Source organism: Kocuria sp. KKT182, assembly GCF_055635395.1.
In genome coordinates this window covers 2,076,360-2,100,013 of record NZ_CM145757.1, presented here as the reverse complement: position 1 = coordinate 2,100,013, position 23,654 = coordinate 2,076,360, and the positions used below count along the sequence as shown (strand labels likewise).

At 74.2% G+C, this 23,654-nt stretch carries 22 protein-coding genes; 14 read left to right on the top strand and 8 right to left on the bottom strand.

The genetic code is table 11. From position 1 onward, the window contains the following. Position 1: 1 nt before the first annotated feature. Entirely contained in the window at positions 2 to 1,522 is a 1,521-nt protein-coding gene (locus tag ACZ2G1_RS09725) for an APC family permease (RefSeq protein WP_109269217.1), read from the top strand. Between the two features lie 10 nt (positions 1,523 to 1,532). Here the strand turns inward: ACZ2G1_RS09725 and ACZ2G1_RS09720 are convergent, their stop codons facing one another. Continuing rightward, complete coding sequence (locus ACZ2G1_RS09720) at positions 1,533 to 3,512, bottom strand: M13 family metallopeptidase (RefSeq protein ID WP_470376635.1); 1,980 nt, start codon at positions 3,510 to 3,512, stop codon at positions 1,533 to 1,535. Between the two features lie 148 nt (positions 3,513 to 3,660). Beyond that, positions 3,661 to 4,491: an ABC transporter substrate-binding protein gene (locus tag ACZ2G1_RS09715; protein WP_144836397.1), complete on the bottom strand. Its 831-nt coding sequence runs from the start codon at positions 4,489 to 4,491 to the stop codon at positions 3,661 to 3,663. Positions 4,492 to 4,782: 291 nt separating this feature from the next. Between ACZ2G1_RS09715 and ACZ2G1_RS09710 the strand changes: the two genes are divergently transcribed. From ACZ2G1_RS09710 to ACZ2G1_RS09685, 6 genes are all read left to right on the top strand, one after another. Next, a complete protein-coding gene (locus ACZ2G1_RS09710) occupies positions 4,783 to 5,160 on the top strand; it encodes an RNA-binding S4 domain-containing protein (RefSeq protein ID WP_109269219.1) in 378 nt (125 codons plus the stop codon). A gap of 127 nt (positions 5,161 to 5,287) precedes the next feature. Beyond that, entirely contained in the window at positions 5,288 to 6,745 is a 1,458-nt protein-coding gene (locus ACZ2G1_RS09705) for a benzaldehyde dehydrogenase (protein WP_017832943.1), read from the top strand. 75 nt (positions 6,746 to 6,820) lie between these two features. Continuing rightward, positions 6,821 to 8,173: an MATE family efflux transporter gene (locus ACZ2G1_RS09700; protein WP_035925389.1), complete on the top strand. Its 1,353-nt coding sequence runs from the start codon at positions 6,821 to 6,823 to the stop codon at positions 8,171 to 8,173. Positions 8,174 to 8,223: 50 nt separating this feature from the next. Continuing rightward, positions 8,224 to 9,216 (top strand): universal stress protein, encoded by a 993-nt coding sequence (locus ACZ2G1_RS09695; RefSeq protein WP_031282733.1) that lies wholly within the window; start codon positions 8,224 to 8,226, stop codon positions 9,214 to 9,216. 39 nt (positions 9,217 to 9,255) lie between these two features. After that, complete coding sequence (locus ACZ2G1_RS09690) at positions 9,256 to 10,149, top strand: universal stress protein (RefSeq protein ID WP_470376634.1); 894 nt, start codon at positions 9,256 to 9,258, stop codon at positions 10,147 to 10,149. Between the two features lie 135 nt (positions 10,150 to 10,284). Then, complete coding sequence (locus tag ACZ2G1_RS09685; RefSeq protein WP_470376633.1) at positions 10,285 to 11,169, top strand: TPM domain-containing protein; 885 nt, start codon at positions 10,285 to 10,287, stop codon at positions 11,167 to 11,169. Positions 11,170 to 11,194: 25 nt separating this feature from the next. Here ACZ2G1_RS09685 and pdxT read toward each other — a convergent pair whose 3' ends face one another. Both pdxT and pdxS read right to left on the bottom strand, forming a co-directional pair. Then, positions 11,195 to 11,797 carry a pyridoxal 5'-phosphate synthase glutaminase subunit PdxT gene (gene pdxT / locus ACZ2G1_RS09680; protein ID WP_017832948.1) on the bottom strand — a complete coding sequence of 201 codons (603 nt, stop codon included), beginning with the start codon at positions 11,795 to 11,797 and terminating at the stop codon, positions 11,195 to 11,197. Then, on the bottom strand, positions 11,794 to 12,642 hold the full coding sequence (gene pdxS, locus ACZ2G1_RS09675) for a pyridoxal 5'-phosphate synthase lyase subunit PdxS (protein WP_229587254.1): 849 nt from the start codon (positions 12,640 to 12,642) through the stop codon (positions 11,794 to 11,796). The genes pdxT and pdxS overlap by 4 nt, the downstream gene beginning before the upstream one ends. Before the next feature lie 211 nt (positions 12,643 to 12,853). Between pdxS and pdxR the strand changes: the two genes are divergently transcribed. The 4 genes from pdxR (at position 12,854) to ACZ2G1_RS09655 (ending at position 16,000) form a co-directional block, all read left to right on the top strand. Further along, positions 12,854 to 14,404: a MocR-like pyridoxine biosynthesis transcription factor PdxR gene (pdxR, locus tag ACZ2G1_RS09670; protein WP_126346891.1), complete on the top strand. Its 1,551-nt coding sequence runs from the start codon at positions 12,854 to 12,856 to the stop codon at positions 14,402 to 14,404. A gap of 67 nt (positions 14,405 to 14,471) precedes the next feature. Next, entirely contained in the window at positions 14,472 to 15,062 is a 591-nt protein-coding gene (locus ACZ2G1_RS09665) for a DUF308 domain-containing protein (RefSeq protein ID WP_017832951.1), read from the top strand. Positions 15,063 to 15,122: 60 nt separating this feature from the next. After that, on the top strand, positions 15,123 to 15,572 hold the full coding sequence (locus tag ACZ2G1_RS09660; protein WP_035925642.1) for a hypothetical protein: 450 nt from the start codon (positions 15,123 to 15,125) through the stop codon (positions 15,570 to 15,572). A gap of 236 nt (positions 15,573 to 15,808) precedes the next feature. After that, on the top strand, positions 15,809 to 16,000 hold the full coding sequence (locus tag ACZ2G1_RS09655) for a hypothetical protein (protein WP_017832953.1): 192 nt from the start codon (positions 15,809 to 15,811) through the stop codon (positions 15,998 to 16,000). Between the two features lie 83 nt (positions 16,001 to 16,083). Here ACZ2G1_RS09655 and ACZ2G1_RS09650 read toward each other — a convergent pair whose 3' ends face one another. The 3 genes from ACZ2G1_RS09650 to ACZ2G1_RS09640 all read right to left on the bottom strand — a co-directional run bounded on the left by ACZ2G1_RS09650 (position 16,084) and on the right by ACZ2G1_RS09640 (position 18,939). Then, positions 16,084 to 18,306, bottom strand: a complete 2,223-nt coding sequence (locus ACZ2G1_RS09650; protein WP_242630446.1) for a heavy metal translocating P-type ATPase — start codon at positions 18,304 to 18,306, stop codon at positions 16,084 to 16,086. 67 nt (positions 18,307 to 18,373) lie between these two features. After that, positions 18,374 to 18,583, bottom strand: a complete 210-nt coding sequence (locus ACZ2G1_RS09645) for a heavy-metal-associated domain-containing protein (protein WP_017832955.1) — start codon at positions 18,581 to 18,583, stop codon at positions 18,374 to 18,376. A 44-nt stretch (positions 18,584 to 18,627) separates the two neighbouring features. Beyond that, positions 18,628 to 18,939, bottom strand: coding sequence for a metal-sensitive transcriptional regulator (locus ACZ2G1_RS09640; protein ID WP_017832956.1), 312 nt, complete (start codon positions 18,937 to 18,939; stop codon positions 18,628 to 18,630). Between the two features lie 98 nt (positions 18,940 to 19,037). On the opposite strand from ACZ2G1_RS09640, the gene ACZ2G1_RS09635 reads away from it, so the two are divergent. The 3 genes from ACZ2G1_RS09635 to ACZ2G1_RS09625 are packed head-to-tail and all read left to right on the top strand — an operon-like array spanning position 19,038 to position 22,134. Next, positions 19,038 to 21,095, top strand: a complete 2,058-nt coding sequence (locus ACZ2G1_RS09635) for a glycoside hydrolase family 15 protein (protein ID WP_017832957.1) — start codon at positions 19,038 to 19,040, stop codon at positions 21,093 to 21,095. Further along, positions 21,092 to 21,826, top strand: a complete 735-nt coding sequence (locus ACZ2G1_RS09630) for an AzlC family ABC transporter permease (protein WP_017832958.1) — start codon at positions 21,092 to 21,094, stop codon at positions 21,824 to 21,826. Before ACZ2G1_RS09635 ends, ACZ2G1_RS09630 begins: the two co-directional genes overlap by 4 nt. Beyond that, on the top strand, positions 21,823 to 22,134 hold the full coding sequence (locus tag ACZ2G1_RS09625) for an AzlD domain-containing protein (RefSeq protein ID WP_176337286.1): 312 nt from the start codon (positions 21,823 to 21,825) through the stop codon (positions 22,132 to 22,134). Before ACZ2G1_RS09630 ends, ACZ2G1_RS09625 begins: the two co-directional genes overlap by 4 nt. A gap of 9 nt (positions 22,135 to 22,143) precedes the next feature. Here the strand turns inward: ACZ2G1_RS09625 and ACZ2G1_RS09620 are convergent, their stop codons facing one another. Further along, a complete protein-coding gene (locus ACZ2G1_RS09620; protein ID WP_470376632.1) occupies positions 22,144 to 23,565 on the bottom strand; it encodes an FAD-binding oxidoreductase in 1,422 nt (473 codons plus the stop codon). Positions 23,566 to 23,654: the final 89 nt, after the last annotated feature.

Below are 23,654 nucleotides of genomic sequence, written 5' to 3'. Positions count from 1 at the left end.
CATGAGCGCTTCCGACATCGAGGCGCCGGCACGCTCCGGCACCGACAAGGGCCTGAGCAAGGGCGCCGTGGGGCTGCTCGGCTCCGTGGTCATCGGCGTCTCCTGCATCGCCCCGGCCTACACCCTCTCCGCCGCCCTGGGCCCCACCGCCGCGGAGGTCGGCACCTCCCTGCCGGCGATCTTCCTGGTGGGCTTCATCCCCATGCTGCTCGTGGCCTTCGGCTACCAGCAGCTCAACCGGGCCATGCCGGACTCTGGCACCACCTTCACCTGGGGCTCCAAGGCCTTCGGGCCGTGGCTGGGCTGGATGGGCGGCTGGGGGCTGCTGGCCGCCACCATCCTGGTGCTCTCCAACCTCGCCGGTGTGGCCGTGGACTTCCTCTACCTCGCCCTCGCCCAGATCACCGGCAACGACGCCATCGCCGAGCTGACGCGCAACGTGCCCGTCAACGTGGCCACGTGCCTCGTGTTCGTGGCCCTGGCCGCCTGGATCTCGTACCGCGGGATGGAGACCACCAAGGCGTTCCAGTACGTGCTCGTGGCGTTCCAGGCGATCGTGCTCCTGTGGTTCTCGATCGCGGCCTTCGGCCACGTGGCCGCCGGCACCGCCTACGAGGGGCTGACCGTGCGCGCCGAGTGGTTCAACCCGTTCGGCGTGGAGTCCTTCTCCGCGTTCGCGGCGGGCGTGTCCCTGTCCGTGTTCATCTACTGGGGCTGGGACGTGGTGCTCACCATCAACGAGGAGACCAAGGGCTCGGCGACCACCCCGGGCAGGGCCGCCCTGACCACCATCTTCGTGATCGTGGCCCTCTACATGACCATCGCCCTCGCGGTGCTCACGTTCTCCGGGGTCTCCGACCAGGGGCTGGGGATGGGCAACGAGGAGATCCAGGAGAACATCTTCGCGGCCCTCGCGGGGCCCGTGATGGGCCCCTTCGCGATCCTGATGTCCCTCGCGGTGCTGTCCTCCTCGGCGGCCTCCCTGCAGTCCACGTTCGTCTCCCCGGCCCGCACGATGCTGGCCATGGGTTACTATGGCGCGCTGCCGGGGAAGTTCGCCCGGGTCACCCCGCGGTTCCAGACCCCGGGCTACGCGACGATCGCGGCGGCCGTGATCTCCGCCGGCTTCTACGCCGTGATGCGCGTGGTCTCCGAGAACGTCCTCTGGGACACCATCACCACCCTCGGCATGATGGTCTGCTTCTACTACGGGGTCACCGCCCTGGCCTGCGTGTGGTACTTCCGCCGCGAGGCCTTCAGGGGGCCGAAGAACGCGTTCACCAAGTTCCTCGCGCCGCTGCTCGGGGGGATCCTGCTGCTCGTGTTCTTCGGGCAGACGGCCTACGACTCGATGGACCCGGACTACGGCTCCGGCTCGCAGATCGGCGGCGTGGGCCTCGTGTTCCTCCTGGGCGTGGGCATCCTGCTGCTCGGCGTCGCGATGATGCTCGTCCAGTACCGGCGCAACCCGGCCTTCTTCCGGGAGCGCTTCGAGACCACCGAGCTGCCGGTCCTGGACTAGCCGTACCGACTCACCAGATGTTGACGCGCTCCTCCGGGGGCAGCCACAGGCCGTCGCCGGGGCGGGTGCCGAAGGTGTCGTGGAACGCGAACATGTTCTGCACCACCCGGTTGCAGCGGAACTCGTCCGGGGCGTGCGGGTCGGTGGCCAGCCGGTTGACCAGCTCCTGCTCCCGGGCGGTCGAGCGCCACAGCGCCGCGTAGGCGTAGAAGAAGCGCTCCGCGCCGGTCAGGCCGTCGAGCACCGGCGCGCTGTCCTGGTCCAGGCCCCGCTCGGCCAGGGACATCCGGTAGGCCACCAGGGCGATCTCCAGCCCGCCCAGGTCCCCGATGTTCTCGCCCACCGTGAAGGCCCCGCTGACGCGGTGCCGGGCCGGGTCCAGCCCGCGCGGCGTGCAGCCGTCGTACTGGGCGACGAGCGCGGCGGTGCGCCGGGCGAACTCCGCCCGGTCCTCGTCCGTCCACCAGTTCTCCAGGTGGCCCCGGGCGTCGTACTTGGCGCCCTGGTCGTCGAAGCCGTGGCCGATCTCGTGGCCGATCACGGAGCCGATCGCGCCGTAGCACACGGCGTCGTCGGCCTCGATGTCGAAGAACGGCGGCTGCAGGATCCCGGCGGGGAAGACCACCTCGTTGAGCACGGGGTGGAAGTAGGCGTTGACCCAGTGGGGGTAGAGGAACCACTCGCCGCGGTGCACGGGGGTGCCCATCTTCCCGACGGTGCGGTCGTGCTCCAGCGCCAGCCCCGCCCGGACGTTGCCGAGCAGGTCCTCGGGGTCCGGCTCCAGGGAGGAGTAGTCCCGCCAGGTCTCCGGGTAGCCGACCTTGACGGTGAACGTGGACAGCTTCTCCAGGGCGCGGGCCCGGGTGGCCCCCGACATCCACTCGAGCCGCGAGATCCGCTCCCGGTACGCGGCCAGCAGGTGCGCCACGAGCTGCTCCACCCGGGCCTTGTGCGCCGGCGGGAACCAGCGGGCCACGTACTCGCGCGCCACGTCGTCGCCGAGGATCCGGGTGACCAGGAACTCGGCCCGCTTCCAGCGCTCGCGGGGGCGTGTGATCCCGGACAGGGCGGTGCTGTAGAAGCGGAAGTTCTCCTCGACGAACGGCCGGGGCAGGAACGGGGCGCGCTTGGACACGATCCGCCACGACTGCCAGATCCGGATCTGCTCCTCGGACCACTCCTGCCACAGCCCGCCCAGCTGCGCCACGAAGGAGGGCTGGCGCACGATGACCCGGTCGAAGATCCCCGCGCCGCGCTCCGGGGCGGTGCCCTCGAGCCACGCCGTCCACGGGAAGCCGGGCGCCATGGCCTCCAGGCCGGCCACGTCCACGGGGTTGTACATCTCCTCGACGTCCCGTGCGGAGACGGTGTCCCAGTGGGCGGCGGCGAGCTGCGTCTCCATGGCGAGCACGGTCGCCGCGGCGTCCCGGGCGGGCACGCCCCAGCGGGCCGGCAGGCCCGCGAGCTCGAGCATCGCCGCGACGTGGGCGGTGAACGCCGTGCGCAGCCGCTCGTGCTGCGGGTCCGTGTAGTAGCTGTCCGTGGGCAGGGACAGCCCGTCCTGACGCAGGAAGAAGGAGTAGCGGGAGGAGTCCCGGGAGTCGTTCTCCACGAAGAAGGACAGCGGCCCGTCCACGCCGGTGCGGTGCAGGGCGGCCGAGGCGCGGGCGAGTCCCTCCCGGCCTCGGGCGGCGTCGAGCACCGCGAGGTCCGGGGCCAGGGCGGCCAGGCCGCGGCGCTCGATCTCCGCCTCGTCGAGGAAGGACCGGTACAGCGCCCCCACCCGCGACCCGGCGGGCGCCTCCTGCACGATCTCGTGCACCCGCTGCGTGTTGCGGTCGGTGAGGATCGCGGAGGCGCCGTCGAACGCGCGGTCGTCCGGCAGCTCGTGCGCCTCGATCCAGCCGCCGTTGACGTGGCGGTACAGGTCGTCCTGCGGCCGGACGCCGGGATGGACGTGCTGCAGCTCGAGGCCGGAGTCGGTGGTCACGGGAGCTTCCCCTGTCGTCGTGGCGGGGCGGAGGGCGCGGGGGCGTCCGCCCGGCTCCAGCCTGCGGACGACGGCGCCGCGGCCCGCTTCGCGCGGGCCACGGCGTCCGTGCTGCTCGTCACCCCCGTGCACCGGGGGCGACGACGGGTCAGCTCGCGGCCGGCTCCGGGCTCGCGGACCCTGCCGCCTCGTCGGCGCCCAGCCACTCGGCCTCGAGCTCCTCGAGGGAGCCGTCCTCCTGCATGGCCGCCAGCGTCTCGTTGACCCGCTCCAGCAGGGCCGTGTTGCCGGTCTTGACGGCCAGGCCCAGCTGCTCCCCGGTCTCGATCTCCTCGACCAGCTGCAGCTCGGGGTTGTCCTCGATCGCGGGGCCGGTCACGGAGATGTTGCCGAGCGCGGCCTCGACGTCGTCGGTGTTGAGCCCCTGGATCATCAGCGAGGAGGTCTCGTACTGGACCACGTCCGCCCCGTTGTCCTGGGCGTAGGCCTCCCCGGTGGTGGCCTGCTGCACGCCGATGCGCTTGCCCGCGATGTCCGCCACGGAGCGGATGTCCGAGCCGGGCGCGACCAGGAGGGCGAGGTTGTCGTCGAGGTACGGCTCGGAGAAGTCCATCACCGACTCGCGCTCCTCGGTGATCGTCATGCCGGACGCGGCGAGGTCGCACTGGTCGGTGTCCAGCGCGGAGCCCGTCTCGATGGCCTCGAAGGGCGTGGTGATGACGTTCGACTCCACGCCGAGGTCCTGTGCGATCCGGTCGACCAGGTCGATGTCGAAGCCCACGGTCTCGCCGTTCTCGACGTACTCGAACGGGGCGTAGGGGATGTCCGAGCAGACCGTGAGGGTGCCGGAGCTGATCAGGCTCAGCTCGCCCTCGCCGGCGGCCTCCTCGCCCCCTCCGGTGCTCGTGCACGCGCTCAGGGCCAGCGCGGAGACGGCCAGCACGGACAGGGTCGCTGCCCCGTGGAACCTGCTCTTCATGGATCTGTCCTTCCCTCGGGAGGTGGCGGGCCGCCGCCGGCTGCACGGCGTCGTGCCCCGTGCGCGGCCCGCCGGTGAATGTGCCTCAGTGTAGGTGTTCGCGCGTTGCCGGGATGTTGCACACCACTGGTCGGTAGTCAATTCATTGTCCCCACTCCGGGCGACACCTCCGGGGCGGCGCGCCCGGGCGGCCGCGGCGGAGCCGTCCGGCGTCGGCCGTGCTCGGCGGATTCGGCACAATGGCCCCATGACCCGCACCGAGGACCAGCGCCGCAGCGACCGGGGCGCGCGATGACCGCGCCGCAGGCCCCCGCGAGCGTGCGCGTGGACGTGTGGCTGTGGGCGGTGCGCGTGTTCAAGACCCGCTCCGCCGCCACGGCCGCGTGCCGCGCCGGCCACGTGAAGATCGACGGCACCTCGGTCAAGGCCGCCCAGCCGGTGCGGCCCGGCCAGCGGGTGACCGTGCGCCGTCCCGGTCACGAACAGGTCCTGGAGGTGGTGCAGCTGCTGACCAAGCGCGTCGGGGCGCCCGTCGCCGCGAAGGCCTACGTCGACCACAGCCCGCCCCCGCCCCCGGCGCTGCACGCCGCGGTCCCGCGGCGGGACCGGGGCACCGGGCGGCCCACCAAGAAGGACCGCCGGGAGATGGACCGCCTCCGGGGGCTGTGACGGCGTCCGCGCGGCGTTCCGTGCGCGCTCCCAGGAAGGCGCAGAATAATCCGCACTGCACGTGTGCCGTGGGTCACCCCGCCGTCCGGCGGTCCGACCCGCGGCCGGAACCCGAGGAGTTCGACCCATGGCACTGCTGGACACATCGGTGTGGACCGGAAAGATCTACGTCAACGGATGGCGCGACGGCCGCGGCGGCACCGAGGACGTCACGAACCCGTCGACGGACGAGACGCTGGGGCAGATCGGCTTCGCCTCCCCCGAGGACGTGTACGAGGCGGCCGAGAAGGCCGCAGCGGCCCAGAAGGAGTGGGCGGCGCTGAAGCCCTCCGAGCGCGCCGCGGTGCTGCGTCGCGCCGGCCTGCTGTTCGAGGAGCACGCCGAGGAGGTCATGGACTGGGTGGTCCGGGAGACCGGGGCGATCCAGCCCAAGGCCGGGCTGGAGGCCTCGGTTGCGGCCGCGGAGTGCTACGAGTCCTCGGCGCTGCCGAGCCACCCGCACGGGGAGTACCTGCCCTCCGACGCCCCGCACTGGTCGCTGTCCCGCCGGGTGCCGGTCGGGGTGGTCTCCGTGATCTCGCCGTTCAACTTCCCGCTGATCCTCTCGATCCGCTCCGTGGCCCCCGCCCTGGCCCTGGGCAACGCGGTGCTGCTCAAGCCGGACCCCCGCACCTCGGTCACCGGCGGCGCGCTCATCATGCGCGTCTTCGAGGAGGCCGGGCTGCCGCCCGGCGTCCTGCAGCTGCTGCCCGGCGGCGGTGACGTCGGGGCCGCCACGGTCGAGGCCCCGCACGTGAACGTCGTGTCCTTCACCGGGTCCACGGCCGCCGGCCGGCACGTGGGCGCCGCGGCGGCGCAGCACCTCAAGCGCGCCCACCTCGAGCTGGGCGGCAACAACGTGGTCATCGTCCTGCCCGGCGCGGACGTGGACCTGGCCGCGGGGGTCGGGGCGATGGGCTCCTTCTTCCACCAGGGACAGATCTGCATGACCACCGGGCGCCACCTGGTGCACGAGGACCTGCACGACGAGTACGTGGACAAGCTCGCGGCGAAGGCGGAGGCCCTGGTGGTCGGGGACCCCTCCGGCGGACCCGTGCACCTCGGCCCGATCATCGACGAGCGCCAGCTCAAGGCCATCGACGCGATCGTGCAGGAGACCGCCATCGCCGGCGCCCGGGTGGTGGCCGGGGGGTCCCACGAGGGCCTGTTCTACCGGCCCACGGTGCTCTCCGAGCTGACCCACGAGATGACGGCCTGGAAGGACGAGATCTTCGGGCCGGTGGCGCCCGTGATGAAGGTGTCCAGCGCGGAGGAGGCGGTGGAGTTCGCCAACGCCTCCGAGTACGGGCTCTCGGTGTCCATCGTCGGGGACGTCGGCGAGGCCATGAAGATCGCCGACAGGATCCGCTCCGGCAAGATCCACATCAACGAGATGACGGTCGCCGACGAGGCCAACGCCCCCTTCGGCGGCATGGGCGCCTCCGGCACCGGCTCCCGGTTCGGCGGGCCGACCGCCAACATCGACGCGTTCACCGAGACGCAGTGGATCACGATCAGCCCGGACGTCCCGCACTACCCCTTCTGAGCACCGCCGCTCCCGGGCCGCGTCCCGTCCGGGGGTGCGCCGCGGGGGGCGGGAGGTCGTCGGTAGCCTGGACCGGTGACGACGACCTCCCGCCCCCGCGGCCTCAACCGGCAGATCCTGGCCCTGGCCGTCCCCGCCTTCGGGGCGCTCGTGGCCGAGCCGCTGTTCCTGCTGGCGGACTCCGCGATCGTCGGCCACCTCGGCACCCCCCAGCTCGCCGGCGTGGGCGTGGCCGCGGCCGTCCTGCAGACGGTCGTGGGGCTCATGGTCTTCCTCGCCTACAGCACCACCCCTGCGGTGGCCCGGCACCTCGGTGCGGGCCGGCTCCAGGAGGCCGTGGCGGTGGGCCGGGACGGGCTGTGGGTGGCCGCGGGGTTCGGCCTGCTCCTGTCCGCGGCGGGCTGGGCGCTGGGCCGGCCGCTGCTGGCGCTGATGGGCGCGCGCGGCGAGGTCCTGGAGCACGCCGTCGTCTACCTGCACTGGTCCCTGCCCGGACTGACCGCCATGCTCCTGGTGCTCGCGGCCACCGGTGTGCTCCGCGGCCTCCAGGACACCAGGACCCCGCTGCTCATCGCCGGGGTCGGGGCCGCGGCCAACGCGGGGCTCAACCTCCTGCTCGTGCACGGGGCGGGCCTGGGGGTGGCCGGCGCGGCGATCGGCACGAGCGCCGTGCAGTGGGCCATGGCGCTGGCGTACCTGCGGATCCTCCGCCGGCTCGCCCGCGAGCACGGCGTGGGGCCCGCGACCACGTGGCCCCGGCTGCGCTCGCACCTCACGGTGGGCTCCTGGCTCATGCTGCGCACCGTCTCCCTGCGGGTCGCGATCCTCGCGACCGTCCTGGTGGTCACGGGACAGGGCGCCCAGAACCTCGCCGCGCACCAGCTCGTGATGACGTTCTTCAACTTCCTGGCCTACGCCCTCGACGCCCTCGCCATCGCGGCGCAGGCGCTGCTGGGCCGGGACATGGGGGCGCGGGACGTGACCGACCCCGTGCAGCGGCGGGCGGTCCGGGCTCTCATGAACCGGCTGGTCCTGTGGGGGCTCGGCTTCGGCGTGGTCACGGGCCTCCTGGTGGCCCTGGTCGGCACCCGGCTGGGGTTCCTGCTCAGCCCCGATCCCGCGGTGCAGGCCCTGTTCGCGGCGGCCCTGCTGGTGGTGGCGGTCGGCCAGCCGCTGGCCGCGTACGTCTTCGTCCTGGACGGGGTGCTCATCGGGGCCGGGGACGCCCGCTACCTCGCGGTGGCCGGAGTGCTCAACCTGGCGGTCTACGCCCCGCTGCTGCTGCTCGTGGCGCACTCCGCCGGGACGGGGACCGGAGGGTTCGTGTGGCTGTGGACCGCCTACGCCGGCGGCTACCTGGGGGCCCGGGCCCTGACCCTGGGGCTGCGGGCCCGCGGCGACTCCTGGCTGCTCCGGAACGCACGGTAACAACCCGGAGCGCACCCGGTGTTGTGGGGCGGATCACCTACGATGCAGACATGAACAGTGATCCTCGCGCAGAGAACCAGCCCACCGCCGACTCCGGGCACAACGTCGTGCTCGTCGGCATCGACGGATCCGACCAGGCCCGCCACGCGCTCGAGCGCGCCCTCGAGGAGGCTCGCGCCCAGGACCTGACCGTGCGCCTGCTCGGCGCCTATCCGGTCATCGGGGTCGGGGACCCCGGCCTCGAGATGCGGTTCACCGAGGCCGTGATGAAGGAGAACGCCGGCCACCTGGCCGAGGCCCGGCAGACCGTGGAGCAGGCGGGGCTGCCCGTCGAGGTCGTTGAGGCGGGTGGGGACGCCGCCAAGGCCGTCGTGGAGCAGTCGGGCGAGGCCGCGCTCGTGGTCATGGGCAAGCGCGGCCGCGGCGGCGCGCTGCGCGGCCGGCTGGGCTCGGTGTCCGCGGCGGTCGCCGCGCACGCGAAGTGCCCGGTGATCATCGTCCCCGAGGCCGCCGAGAGCCGGAGCCCCGAACGGCACCCCGAGCGGCGCGGCGGCAGCGCGGGCGACTTCGCGCTCGAGGCCGACGGGCCGGTCAAGGCCGACCAGATCGACTTCACCGGCCGGGTGGTCGTGGGCCTGGACGCCCTCGGCTCCCGCAGCCCGGCGCTGGGCAAGGCCGTGGCCTACGCCCAGGAGCACGGCAAGGCCCTGGCGCTGGTCTCCGTGAACGGGGCCCTGTCCGGCACGCCCTCCTGGTTCCAGGACGAGTTCAACCAGGCCCGGTACTTCCACGAGGCGGACCAGAAGCTCACCCAGATCTCCGACGAGATCGCCGCGCAGCACCCCGAGCTGACGGTCGAGCACCACATCTTCGTGGGCCGGCCCGCCCGCATCCTGATGAACGCCACGCACTCCGCGGACATGGTCGTGGTGGGCTCCCGCGGCATCGGCGGCTTCCGGGGGCTGCTGCTCGGCTCGGTCTCCCAGGCGGTGCTGGAGAACGCCACCGGCCCGGTCATGGTGGTGCCCGCGCACCGCCCCTGAGCACCCCACCCCCACGGCGAGACCAGGAGGCGGCACCCCATGCCGGAACAGATCGTCGTCGGCTACGACGGCTCCGAGAACAGCGAACGGGCCCTGGACTGGGCGATCCAGGAGGCCGGCACCCTCGCCGGCGAGCTCAGGGTGGTGGTCTCCATGGGCCGGCCCGTCGCCGTGGACCCCAGTCTCTACGGGCCGTTCCTGGAGGCGATCGAGGAGGAGGCGGACAAGGTCGCCGCCGCCGCCGTCACCCGGGCCCGGGACGCCGGCGTCACCGCGGTCGCGGTCGTCGAGCGCGGTGACGCGGCCGGGGTGCTGGTGCACGAGTCGGAGGACGCCGCGTCCCTGGTGCTCGGCCGCCGGGGCCGGCGCGGGGTGCGGGGCCGCCTCGGATCGGTCACGGCCGCGGCGGCGGCGCACGCGAAGTGCCCCGTGATCGTCCTCCCGGACCGCTGGGACCCGCGGGCACGGGACGCCCGCGGGGCGACCGGCCCCTTCGCGGGCCGCGTGGTGGTCGGCGTGGACCGGCTCGGCCGGGACAACCCGGCCGTCCTGGCGGCCGGGCGGTACGCCGCACGGCACGGCGCGGGCCTGGCGCTGGTCACCGTGGTGCCGGAGGCCATGAGCATGCCGACGGGCTCCGCGGACCTGGACCGGGCCGTGCGCGAGCAGCTCACCGAGCCCGCCCAGTCCCTCGTGGACCAGGTGGCGGAGTCGGTCCGGGAGGACCACCCGGAGCTGGACGTCGAGACGTTCGTCTTCTCCGGCCAGCCGGCGGACCAGCTCGTGGAGGCCGGGCGGTCGGCGGAGCTCGTGGTGGTCGGCAGCCGCGGCTACGGCGGGTTCCGCGGGCTGCTCATGGGCTCCGTCTCCCAGGCCGTGCTGCAGGAGGGCGAGGGCCCCGTGATGGTGGTCCCGAACCGCCGGAAGAGCTGACCCGTCCGCCCGCAGGAGGAGCCCCCGCCCGTCCAGGACCGGGGGCTCCTCCTGCGGGCGGATCCGCCGAGCGGTGCCGGCGGGCCATCCTGGGGACGAGCCCGCGGAGCGCCCGCGGACGGACGGGAGCACACCGTGGACCGCAGAGCACTCGCCGCGACCGCCCTGGCCCTCGCCGCGCTCACCGGGTGCTCGGGCGGGGCGGAGGACCCGGTGGAGGTCCCCGCCCGGTCGGCCGGGTCCAACGTCCTGGACTCCGCCGGCGTCCTGACGGACGCGCAGGAGCAGCAGCTCGACGCCCTGATCGAGGACCGCGGGGCCGGCACGGACGCGGCACGCGTCGCCGTGCTCACGGTGGAGGAGGCGACCGGGTCGATCGAGGACTACGCCCGCGAGGTCGCCACCGCCTGGGAGGTGGGCGACGCCGGGGCGGACAACGGCGTGCTCGTGGTCGCCGCCACCGGGGACCGGGAGCTGCGGATCGAGACCGCGGACGGGGTGCGCGAGCGGTTCTCGGACGACGAGGCGGAACGCGTGGTGGAGGACGTGCTGGCGCCGGCCTTCGCGGACGAGCGCTACGCGCAGGGCCTCGGCGAGGCCGTCGAGCAGATCCACGTCTACGCGCAGGGCGGGGAGCCGCCGCGGGAGCCCTTCGACTGGGCCCTGCTCGGCTGGGTCGCGGGCGGCTTCGGCCTGGTCGGCGTGCTGGTGGCGTGGTGGATCGCCGCGGACCTCCGCCGCCGGCGCCGGATCGCCGACGAGGAGCTGCGGGCGGCCCGGCAGCGCGACCCGGAGCTGCGGCTCACCGAGGAGCAGCACGCGGCGTACCGGACGTACCGCTACCACCACCGCAAGCCGGACGCCGTCACGAACCCGGCCGTGTGGCTCCCGCTCTACCTGGCCAACCCGGGGCTGTACTCCGGCGGCTCGGGCGGAGGCACGAGCGGGGACGGGCAGGGCGGCTCCTCGTTCGGCGGGGGCGGCGGATTCACCGGCGGCGGGGCGTCCGGCAGCTACTGAGCCGCCCCGCACGGGGCGGGGCGGCTCAGGCGGGGAGTCCGCGCCGGGCGGCCACGAGGGAGAGCAGGTGCCGGTGCACCGTGGTCTCCCCGGTCAGCTCGGGGTGGAACGAGATGCCGACGACGGCGCCGCTCGCCACCGCGACCACCTCGCCCCGGTGCCGGGCGAGGACCTCGACGCCCTCGCCGACGCGGGTCACCGCGGGGGCGCGGATGAAGGCCGCGCGCACCACGTCCCCGCCGCGGCCCCACGCGAGCACGACCTCCTCGGAGGCCGTCTGGGGTCCGAACGCGTTGCGGGCCACGGTGACGTCCAGGACCTCGAGGGTCTGCTGGCCGGGGGCTGGGTCCTCGATGCCGGACGCGAGCAGGATGAGGCCGGCGCACGTGCCCAGCGTGGGCAGGCCGCCGAGCACGGCGTCCCGCAGCGGCTCCCGCAGCCCGAACAGGCGCAGCAGCCGGTCCACGGTGGAGGACTCCCCGCCGGGCAGGACGATCGCGTCCAGCCCGGCGAGCTGCTCGGCCGTCTTCACGAGCACGGGCTCGGCGCCCAGCTCCCGCAGCATCGCGGCGTGCTCGGCGACCCCGCCCTGGAGGGCGAGGACGCCCACGCGGGGCGCGGAACTCACCAGCCGCGCTCCGCGAGCCGGTGCGGGGCCGGGAGGTCGCCCACGTTGATGCCGACCATCGCCTCGCCGAGCCCGCGGGAGGCCTCGGCGATCTTCTCGGGGTCGTCGAAGTAGGCGGTGGCCTTCACGATGGCCTGCGCCCGGGCCGCGGGGTTGCCGGACTTGAAGATCCCGGAGCCCACGAACACGCCGTCGGCACCGAGCTGCATCATCATGGCGGCGTCTGCGGGGGTGGCCACGCCGCCGGCGGTGAACAGCACGACCGGCAGCTTCCCGGTGCGGGCGACCTCGAGGACGATGTCGTAGGAGGCCGCGAGCTCCTTCGCCTTCACGTAGAGGGCGTCGGGGGAGATCCGGTAGAGGGCCTGCAGCTCGGCGATCTGCCCGCGGATGGTGCGGATGTGCTTGGTGGCCTCGGAGACGTCGCCGGTGCCGGCCTCGCCCTTGGAGCGGATCATCGCGGCGCCCTCGGCGAGCCGGCGCAGGGCCTCGCCCAGGTTGGTGGCCCCGCACACGAACGGGACGGTGAAGCGCTGCTTGTCGATGTGGTTGACGTAGTCGGCGGGGGAGAGGACCTCGGACTCGTCGATGTAGTCGACCTTCAGGTGCTCGAGCACCTGCGCCTCCACGAAGTGGCCGATGCGCACCTTCGCCATGACGGGGATGGAGACGGCGGCCTGGATGCCCTCGATCAGGTCGGGGTCGGACATGCGGGCCACGCCGCCCTGGGCGCGGATGTCGGCAGGCACGCGCTCGAGGGCCATCACGGCCACGGCGCCGGCGTCCTCGGCGATGCGGGCCTGCTCGGCGGTGACGACGTCCATGATGACGCCGCCCTTGAGCATGTCGGCGAGGCCGCGCTTGACGAGCGGGGAGCCGGTCAGCGGGGTCGCGTCCGAGGCGGTGGGGCGGGTGGTGCCGCCGGCGGGGTTCTGGGCATGGGCAGTCTGCAGATCGGTCATGGAGTCCATCCTGCGGCCGGAAGTGGTCCACCGACAGGTCCACCATCGATAGAATCTGTTGGACCACAGGAGTTCCGAGGGAGAGGAGCGGACCGTGCGGCACCCCCACGACGTCGAGCTGCCCGTGCGCGTGGACCGGGCCGATCCCGCGCCGCTGCCCGCCCAGCTCGTCCAGCAGCTGCGGGAGCTGGTGGTCTCCGGGACCCTGCGCCCGGGGGACGCGCTGCCCTCCACCCGCGGGCTCGCCGCCCGGCTGGGGATCTCGCGCGGCTCCGTGGTCACCGCCTACGACCAGCTCCACGGCGAGGGCTATCTGCACGCGACCAACGGCGCCACCGTGGTCCACCCCGACCTGGCCCGCTCCCGCACGGAGCCCCCGGCGGCCCGGCCCGGCCCCCGCCCGGCCGCGGCGCCGCGGCGCCGGACCCGGGAGCGGCCCATGATCGACCTCACGCCCGGCCGGCCCGACACCGGACGGCTGGCCACCCCGCAGTGGCGCGCCGCGTGGCGGGACGCCGCGGCCGCCGCCGGCACGGGGGCGCCCCCGCCCCAGGGCTCGGAGCCGCTGCGCGAGCAGATCGCCGAGCACCTGCGGCTGATGCGCGGCGTGGTCCGGGACCCCGAGGACCTCTTCGTCACGGCGGGCGCGCGGGACGGGCTCCAGCTGCTGCTCGCGGTGCTCGGCGGCCACGCGGGCCGCGGGCTGCGCGTCGCCGTCGAGGACCCCGGCTACCCCTCGCTGCGCCGGGTGCCGGAGCGGCTCGGCCACGAGGTGCTGCCGGTGCCGATCGACGACCAGGGCCTCGACCCCGCCCGGCTGCCGTCCGGGGCGTGGGCCGGCCCGGGGGAGTGGGAGATCGAGCGGCCCCCGGACGCCGTGATCGTCACCCCCAGCCACCAGTACCCCCTCGGGGCGTCGATGCCCGCCGCCCGCCGGCTCGAGCTGCTCGGCTGGGCGCGCGCCCACGACGCGCTGATCGTCGAGGACGACTACGACTCCGAGCTGCGCTACGTGGGCGAGCCGCTGCCCGCGCTGTCCTCCCTCGACCACGCCCCGGGCGCCGTCCCGGAGCCCCCCGCCCCCGGCCGGCTGCTCGGCGCCGGCGGCCACGTGGCCACGCTGGGCTCCTTTACCAAGGTCCTCGCGCCCGGGCTGGGGGTCGGCTACCTGCTGGCCCCGCCCGCCCTCCGGGAGGACCTGCTGCGGCTGCGCACGGACCTGGGCAACCCGGCCTCCGCGGTCGCCCAGGACGCCATGGCCCGTTTCCTGGCCGACGGCGGCCTGCGCCGGCACACCGCCCGGATGCGGCGGGAGTACCGGCGCCGGCGGGACCTGCTCACCGCGGCCCTCGCCGGGGTCCACGGGGTGCGGGCCGTGCCCATGGACGGGGGGCTGCACGCCGTCCTCGAGTTCACCGGGGAGGTGCCCCTGGCGGAGCAGGACGTCGTGGACCGGGCCGCGGCCGCGGGCGTGCGGGTGGCGGCGCTGGGCTCGTACTGGGCGCACGGCGCGGGGGGTGGCCGCCGCGGCGTCGTCGTCGGCTTCGGCGCCACCGGTGCCGCCCCGGAGGGGGACGCCCTGCCGGACGCCCTCGCGGTCCTGGCCCGGGTGCTCTCGGCGCCCGGCCCCGCACGCGGTCGCTAGACTGGCCGGTGCCCCGGGGGTCTCCCCGCCGGGGTCCTCCCGCGAGCACGTTCCCGAAAGGCGCACCGTGAACCCCGACCCGAGCACCGGCATCCACCGCGACCTGTTCGCGCCCACGCTGCTGCGCGCGCTCGTGGCGCTGGTGTTCGGCGCCGTGACCGTGTTCTGGCAGGAGCCGACGCTGCCCGTGGTGGCCTGGGGCGTGGGGCTGTACCTCGTGCTCACGGGCGCGGCGAGCGTGCTCCTGCAGCTGCGCCTCAACGGCAACGACCACGTGGACATGGGCCCCACCCGGCAGATCCCGCAGTCCTACGGCGTGCTGTACCTCCTGGGCGGGGTCTTCACGATCCTCGGCGCCGACACCCCCGCGTGGCTCGTGGTCTACGCGGCGTCCATCATGGGCCTGGCCGGGCTCACGGAGCTGGCGCTCGGGCTGAAGTTCCGCACGACCTTCCCGCTGGGCCGCGACTGGACCATCGCCGGGCTGGTCACGGTCCTCGCCGCCACCGGTCTCGTGCTCGTGGTGGACCTCGGCCCCAAGGCGCTCTTCGGGGTGGTGGGGGCCGCCGCGGTGGTCATCGGCGTCACCCACCTGCTGGCCGCCCTCACGCTCCGGCACGAGGACCGCCGGGGACGGGCCCCCGCCGGGACCGCGTAGACTGGGCTACCGCACGGCAGGCCCCGGCCCGCCGGGGACATCAGCTCACGAGGAGGACCAGTGGCACAGCGCAAGGGCTCGAGAGGCGGCTTCCGGGCCGACGTCAAGGGCCCCCTGATCCTGTCCGCCGTGCTCGCGGCGATCGCGTTCGTCGCCGTGGGCATCTTCGCCAGCGGCGGCACGGACAACGCCCTGCGCCTGGACCTCGCCTTCATCGCCGCCGGCATCGCGTTCATCGTGACGCTCGTGATCAGCGCCACGCTGATGATCGTCGAGAAGCCCAACGACCCCCACCTCGGCGCGGGCACGGGCGTCAACCGCTCCTCGGCCAAGCTCTACGCCGAGGCCCGGGCCCGGCGGCAGGCCGCCGCGCGGCCCCCCGGCGAGGCCGAGTTCGGCCAGCGCGTCCGGCCCGACACCGAGGGCGAGGACCTCCTCGGCCGCCGCCCCGCCGACGGCCCCGCCCCGGCGGACGGCCCGGACGACGACGGCCCCGCCCCGCGCGCCTGAGCATCCCGCCCGCCTGAGCATCCCGCCCGCCTGAGGCCCCCGAACGAGCCGGACCCCGCTCGCCCGGGGGTCCCGCTCGTTCCGGGGCCCTGCGCGCTCCGCGCCCGCTCCCGGGAGGGGCCCGCTCCGGCGGACAGCCCTGTCGCGTCCGGCCGGGCGCTGGGTAGATTGGGACGGCACCTGAGCAGCAGGGCCCGAACCCGCGCCCTGCTCGAGACCGGACGACGGGAACCAGCATGAGCCAGCAGCCGGAACCGCCCACCGAGGGCGACGAGGAGTTCGAGCGCAAGGTCCAGCAGCGGATGGCCGACCAGCAGGAGGACGGCGCCGACGAGGACCCCACGGACGTGGCCCAGGAGGACCACAAGTCCGAGGTGCCCGAGCTCGAGGAGAACGAGGAGAGCCCGGTCGACCCGGGCTCCGTCTGACCCCGGACCAGCGCCTGACACAACGCACGACGCCCCGGGAAGGGCCGATGGTCCTTCCCGGGGCGTCGTCGCGTCCGGCGGGCTCAGCGGCCGAAGCTCCGCAGCCGCAGAGAGTTCAGCACCACGAACACGGAGCTGAAGGCCATGGCGGCACCCGCGATCACGGGGTTGAGCAGCCCCGCGGCGGCCACGGGGATGGCCACCGTGTTGTAGGCGAAGGCCCAGAACAGGTTCGACTTGATGATCGACAGGGTCCGGCGGGACAGGGCGATGGCCGTGGGCACCGACCCGACGTCGCTGCGCACCACCGTGATGTCCGCGGCCTCGATCGCCGCGTCCGTGCCGGCGCCCATCGCGATCCCGAGGTCGGCCTGCGCCAGGGCCGCGGCGTCGTTGACCCCGTCGCCCACCATGGCGACCACGCGGCCGTCGTCCTGGAGGTCGCGGACCACCGCGACCTTGCCCTCCGGGCTGACGTCGGCCACGACGTCCTCGGCGGCGATGCCCGCCTCTGCGGCGACGGCCCGGGCCACGGGCTCGTTGTCGCCGGTCAGCAGCATGGGCCGCAGGCCCAGCTCCTTGAGCCGGGCGACCGCCTCGCGGGCGTCGTCCTTGACGGTGTCGCGCAGGTCGACGAAGCCGACGAGGGCCCCGTCGACGGCCACGAGGATCGTGGTGAACCCGCCCTCCTGGGCGCGGCGCAGCGCGTCGAGCTGGGCGCCGTCCAGGCGCACGCCGTTCTCGGACAGCCACGTGGTGCGCCCGACCACCACCGAGCGGGAGTGCATCCCGTCCGCCACGTGCGCGCGGACGCCGCCGCCGGGGGCCGAGACGAACCCGGAGACCGGGAACCGGTGCGGGGTGGCCGCGGCCACCGCCCGCGCGATGGGGTGCTCGGAGTGCTGCTCCACGGTGGCCGCGAGGTCCAGCACCTGGTCCCGGGAGTACCCGGACACGGGCGTCACTGCCGCCACGGAGAGCTGCCCGCTCGTGACGGTGCCCGTCTTGTCCAGCACCACGGTGTCCACGGTGCGGGTGTCCTCGAGCACCTCGGCGCCCTTGATCAGGATGCCCAGCTGCGCGCCGCGCCCCGTGCCCGTGAGCAGGGCCGTGGGGGTGGCCAGGCCGAGGGCGCAGGGGCAGGCGATCACGAGCACGGAGACCGCGGCCACGAAGGACGCGTTCACGTCCCCGGTCAGCAGGAGCCAGCCGGCCAGCGTGGCGAGGGCGATCACCAGGACGACCGGGACGAAGACCCCGGAGATCCGGTCGGCCAGCCGTGCCACGGGGGCCTTGCTCGCCTGCGCCCGGGACACCATCCGGCCCATCTGGGCCAGGGTGGTGTCGGCGCCCACGCGGGTCGCCTCGACCAGCAGCCGGCCGTTGGTGTTGATCGTGGCGCCGGTGACGGTGTCGCCGACCTCCACCTCCACCGGGAGGGACTCGCCGGTGAGCAGGGACGTGTCCACGGCCGAGCGGCCGTCCACGACCACGCCGTCGGCGGCGATCTTCTCGCCGGGGCGCACGACGACCAGGTCCCCCGGGCGCAGCTGCTCCGCGGGCACGCTCGTCTCCACGCCGTCCCGCAGGACCACCGCGTCCTTCGCGCCGAGCTCCAGCAGCGCGCGCAGCGCCTCGCCGGAGCGGGCCTTCGCCCGGGCCTCCAGGTAGCGGCCCAGCAGCAGGAACGCGGTGACCAGGGCGCCGGTCTCGAAGTAGAGCTGGTGCCCGCTCATGTCCATCGCGTGGCCGAGCATCGCGCCGGCCGTCATGCCGGGCTCGCGCAGCAGGTTCCACAGCGAGAACAGGTACGCGGCGGACACGCCCAGGGACACGAGGGTGTCCATGGTGGAGGTCAGGTGCCGGGCGTTGACCGCCGCCGAGCGGTGGAACGGCCACGCCGCCCACGTCACGACCGGCAGGCTCAGGGCCGCGACCACCCAGCCCCAGTGCGGGAACTGGAAGCCGGGCAGCATCGAGATCACGAACACCGGGAGGGAGAGCGCGGCCGCCACGAGGAGGCGCCGGCGCAGGGACTCGGGCGAGCGCAGCGAGGACGCCTCGCGCCCGGCGACCCGGGCCATGGCGTCGGAGCCGTCCGGGCCGCCTGCGTCGTCGCCCCCGGGCGCGTTCTTGAGGACGGCCCCGTACCCGGCCTTCTCGACCGTCTCGACGACCTGCTGGTCGCTCACGCCCGCGGGGACGTGGACGGTGGCGGTCTCGAGGGCGAGGTTGACGGAGGCGTCGACGCCGTCGAGCCGGCCCAGCTTCTTCTCGACCCGGCTGACGCACGAGGAGCACGTCATGCCCGTGATCTCGAGCTCGAGGGTGCGCAGATGCCCGGCGACCTCGGTGGGGACGGGCGTGCGGGTCTCAGGCAACGGTGTACCCCGCTTCCTCGACGGCCTCCTCGATCTCGGCCGCCGACAGCTCGCGGGTGGACGTCACGACCACGGGGGAGACCCCGCCGGCCACGAGGTCGACGTCGACGGACTCGACGCCCTCCAGCTCGGTGAGCTCCTCGGTGACGGACCTGACGCAGTGGCCGCAGGTCATTCCGGAAACGTTGACGGTGGTCTGCACGATGGGCTCCTCGGGGTTTCGGTGGGGTGGTTCAGCGGGGTGGGTCAGCTCTTGAGCAGGCGCGCGATGGCCGCGGACGCCTCCTGGAGCTTGTCGTCGACACTCGTGACGTCCCCGGACTCCTGGGCGGCCTCGACGGCGCCCACGACGCAGTGGCTCAGGTGCTCGTCCAGCAGGCCCAGGCTCACGGCCTTGAGGGCTGACTGGATCGCGGAGATCTGGGTGAGGACGTCGATGCAGTACTTGTCCTCCTCGACCATCCGGTGGATGCCCCGGACCTGGCCCTCGATGCGCCGCAGGCGCTTGAGGTACGCGTCCTTGTCCTGGGTGTACCCGTGCGGCGGGGTCTGGGTCATGGGTCCTCCTCGGTCGTCCTGCAACCACTGTATACCCCTTGGGGGTATAGCTCAAGCGGCCGGTCCGCCGCGGCCCGGCGATGTGCCAATCTTGAGGCATGGCTTCACTGATCGAGGACTACGCCCTGCTCTCGAACATGCGCACGGGTCCGCTCGTCTCCCGCACCGGGTCCATCGACTGGCTGTGCGCGCCCCGGTTCGACTCCCCCTCGGTCTTCGGCGCCCTGCTCGGGGAGCCCGACCACGGGCGGTGGCTGCTCGCCCCCGCCTGCACGGTCGCGGAGGGGGCCGACGGCGAGGTCCTCGACGAGGAGGACAGCGGCGCCCAGGTCGCCGAGCGGTTCTACGTGGAGAACACGTTCGTGCTGCAGACCGTGTGGGTCACCGACTCGGGGTCCGTGCGCGTGACCGATTTCCTCCCGCTGACCTCCCGCACGGACGTGGTCCGCCGCGTCGAGGGCCTCACCGGCGAGGTCGAGATGTACCACGAGCTGCGGGTGCGCTTCGGCTACGGCGCCGTGGTCCCCTGGGTCAGCCGCTTCGAGGGGGAGGAGGACCCCGGCGGCGGCGACCCCGCGCCCCCCATGCTCGTGGCCATGGCCGGCCCGGACGCCCTCGTCCTGCGCGGTGAGCCCCTCCCCGAGTCCACGGACGACGACGACGAGCGCCGCCACCGCGGGACCTTCACCGTCTCCGCCGGCCAGGCACGGGACTTCGTCCTCACGCACTTCCCGTCCCACCGCACGCCCCCGGCGCCGGTCGACGTCAACGAGCAGCTCACCCGGACCGTGGAGCTGTGGCAGGACTGGTCCGGGCTGTACTCCCCGCCGGCCGTCGGGGAGGACGAGCCCGTGCACATCGTCCCGGTCCGCGGCCACGCCGTGGCCCGGCGCTCGGACGTGGTCCGGCGCTCGCTGCTCGTGGTGCGGGCGCTGATGCACCAGGAGACGGGCGGGCTCGTGGCCGCCCCCACCACGTCCCTGCCGGACGTGGTGGGCGGGGAGCGCAACTGGGATCACCGCTTCGCCTGGCTGCGGGACGCCGCGATGGCCCTCGAGGTCATGCTCGACCACGACCACGACCGCGAGGCCGCCCAGCTGCGCAACTGGCTCCTGCGCGCCGTGGCGGGCGACCCGCACGACCTGCAGAACATCTACGGGGTCGCGGGGGAGCGCCGCGGGCGCGAGCACCAGCTCGACCTGCCCGGCTACGAGCGCTCCCGGCCGGTCCGCGAGGGCAACGGCGCCGCGGGCCAGCACCAGTCGGACGCCGTGGGGCACGTCATGGTGGTGTTCGAGAAGCTCCGCCGGCGCGGCGCCGTGGAGGACCACCTCTCCTGGCCCCTGCAGCAGGCGATGCTGCGCTCGGTCGTGGAGAACTACGAGGTCACGGACCAGGGCCTCTGGGAGATGCGCGGCGAACGGCAGTACTACACGCACTCCCGCGTGCTGATGTGGGCGGCGCTCCAGTGCGGCGTGGACGCCGTGCGCGTGCACGGCCTGCCCGGCGACGCGCAGCTGTGGGAGCAGCTGCGGGACGCCCTCGCGGAGGAGATCTGGACCAGCGGCTACGACCCCGAGGTCGGCTCCTTCGTGCAGTACTACGGGGCGAAGACCGTGGACGCCTCCCTGCTCCAGCTGCCGCAGGTGGGGTTCGTGGCCTACGACGACGAGCGGATGCTCGGCACCGTGCGGCGGATCGAGGAGGAGCTGCGGCACCCCAGCGGGCTCATCCACCGCTACCGCAACGTCCTGGGCCCGGTGGACCCCGATGACCCCGACGCGTACGCCGGGGTCATCGGGGTGGACGGCTTCCCGGGCCAGGACAACCCGCACCTCGGCGCGTCCCTGTGGCTCGCCGCCCAGTACGCGCGCTCGGGCCGCACGGACAGCGCCCGGAAGCTCGTGGACTCCGTGCTGTCCCGCGCCAACGACCTCGGGCTGCTCTCCACCGAATGGTCGCCCGAGCAGCGGCGGATGACCGGCAACTTCCCGCAGACCTTCACCCACCTCGCCCTCGTCCAGGCCCTGGACGCCCTCGACGCCGCCCAGGGGCGCCGCGCCCCGGCGGCGCCGCACGAGAGCCCGGCCGAGACCCCGGCTGCGGCCGGGGCCGGCACGGGCGGGTCGTCCGCCGTCGCCGGAGGCGCCTCGTGAGCCACGCGGCTCCGGTCGACTGGCGGTCCTCGCCGGCGGTCCGGATCGGGCTGTCCGTGTCCGTGGCCACCGGGCTGTACGGCATCTCCTTCGGCGCCCTGTCCGTGGCGGCGGGACTGACCTTCTGGCAGACCGTCGCCCTGTCCGCGCTCATGTTCACGGGCGGCTCCCAGTTCGCCTTCATCGGCGTGGTCTCGGGCGGAGGGGCCGGGGCCTCGGCGCTGGGCGCCGCCACGCTGCTCGGGATCCGCAACGCCGTCTACGGGATGAGCATGAACGCCCTCGTCCGCCCGCGGGGCTGGCGCCGGCTCCTCGCCGCGCACGTGACCATCGACGAGTCCAACGCGGCCGCGTCCTCCCAGGTCCACCCCGTCGAGGAGCGGCGGGGCTTCTGGACCGCGGGCCTGGGCGTGTTCGTGCTCTGGAACCTGTTCACCGTGCTGGGCGCCCTGCTGGGCAACGCCCTCGGCGATCCCGCGCGGTGGGGCCTGGACGGCGCCGCGGTGGCCGCGTTCCTGGGCCTGCTGTGGCCGCGGCTGAGCGCCCGGGAGCCCGTGGCGGTCGCGGTGGTCTGCGGCCTCGTCACGGCCCTGACGATCCCGGTGCTGCCGGCGGGCCTGCCGATCCTCGTGGCCGCCGTGGTCGCGGCGTTCCTGGGCCGCTCCCGCGGGCCCGGGCCGGCCCCGTCCGGCGCGGCGTCCGGCCCCGGCGCCGAGGGGACGGAGGCGTGAGCATGTGGTTCTGGGTGCTCGGGGCGTGCGCGCTCGCCTACGCCTTGAAGCTCATCGGCTACCTCGTGCCGGACCGGGTGCTGGACGACCCGCGCGTCGGGCGCATGGCCGGCACCGTCACCGTGGGCCTGCTCGCCGCGCTCGTGGTCATGAACGCGTTCGGCTCCGGCCGGGAGCTGGTGCTGGACGCCCGGCTGGGCGCGCTGCTCGTGGCGGGGACGGCCCTGATGCTGCGGGCCCCGTTCCTGCTGGTGGTGGTGCTGGGGGCGGTCGCGGCGGCCGTGCTCCGGCTGCTCGGCGCGCCCTGACGCCTCGCGTCAGGCGACGTTCGGCAGGATGTTGTGGTTGAGCCGGAACAGGTTGCCCGGGTCGTAGCGGTTCTTCAGCTCGACGAGACGCCGGTGCGTCCGCTCCCCGTAGGCCTGCCGCGCGGTCTCGGGCGTGACGGGGCCGTGCTCGGCACCGAGGAAGTTCACGTAGAGGCCCGCGTCGGCGAACGGTTCCACGGCGGCGTGGGCCTTCCGGGCGAACGCGGTGAGGCGGGCGTCGTCGGCGGCGTCCGGCCAGTAGCCGTAGACGTTGAGCCAGTACCGCGCGGACCGGTTGGGGAAGGCGGTGGCGCCGGCGGGCACCCGCCCGAAGAACCCCTCCATGTGGTGGATGTCGATGCCCGTGCCGAACCAGGTGATCTCCGAGGCGGCGCCGAGCAAGGCGTCGACCACCTCGTCGTCCAGACGGGAGAACGAGGCGTTCTTCCAGTAGCCGCGGGCCCCCTTCGGGAAGAGCACGTCCATGGCCGACTGCCACTCGGTCCACTGCACGGGGCCGCCCTCCTCCTCGTCCGGCGGGGCGTCGGCCCGCAGCCGGTCGACCAGGCGCAGGCCCTCGGCGTGGTCGGGCGACATCCAGGCGAAGGCGATGATCAGCCAGGGCTCGTCGCCCATCCCGAAGCTGGGCGGCAGCCGGAGGATCGAGACGATGCCGTTCATCTCGTCCGGCAGGTCGTCGGTCCAGCGGGCGAAGGCCTGCAGGGCCGCGCGCCAGTGCTCGCGCCGGTAGAACAGGTTCCCGCCCAGCACGGAGGCGGGCAGCTCCCTGGCCTGGAACGTGAAGGAGGTCACGACGCCGAAGTTCCCCCCGCCGCCGCGGATCCCCCAGAACAGGTCCGGGTTGTGCTCCGCGTTGGCGTGCAGGTGCTCCCGGGTCCCGGTGATCACCTCGGCGTCCACGAGGTTGTCGAGGCTCAGGCCGTTGCTGCGCGTCAGCCAGCCGACGCCCCCGCCCACGGTCAGGCCCGCGACCCCGGTGGCGCTCACCACGCCGAGGGGCACTGCGAGACCGTGCGGGACGGTCGCGCGGTCGACGTCGGCCAGGGTGGCGCCCGGCTCCACGGTCACGCGCCGGGTCCCCGGGTCCACCTCGACCCGCCGCAGCGCGCCGAGGTCCAGGACGAGCCCGCCCTCCACGGTGCCGTGGCCGGCCACGTTGTGCCCGCCGCCGCGGACCGCCAGCGGCAGGTCCGTGTGCTGCGCGGCGGCCAGCACCGGGTCGATGTCGGACACCGCGCCGGCCTGCACGACAGCGCGGGGCCGCACGTCGACCATGCCGTTCCAGACCCGTCTCGCCTCGTCGTAGAGCGGGTCGTCGGGCTCGACCAGCGTCCCGGTGAGATGGGTGCGCAGCCTCTCGAGCTCTCGGGCGATCTCCTGGTCGTGCTCCCCGCGGTCCACGGCATTCATGGGGCTGGCTTCCTGTGGGCGGGGGCGCGCGCCCCCGGGCTGGTGCTCGTGCTCGACGGCGGTGCGCGGACCGTCGTCGGCGATGCCGG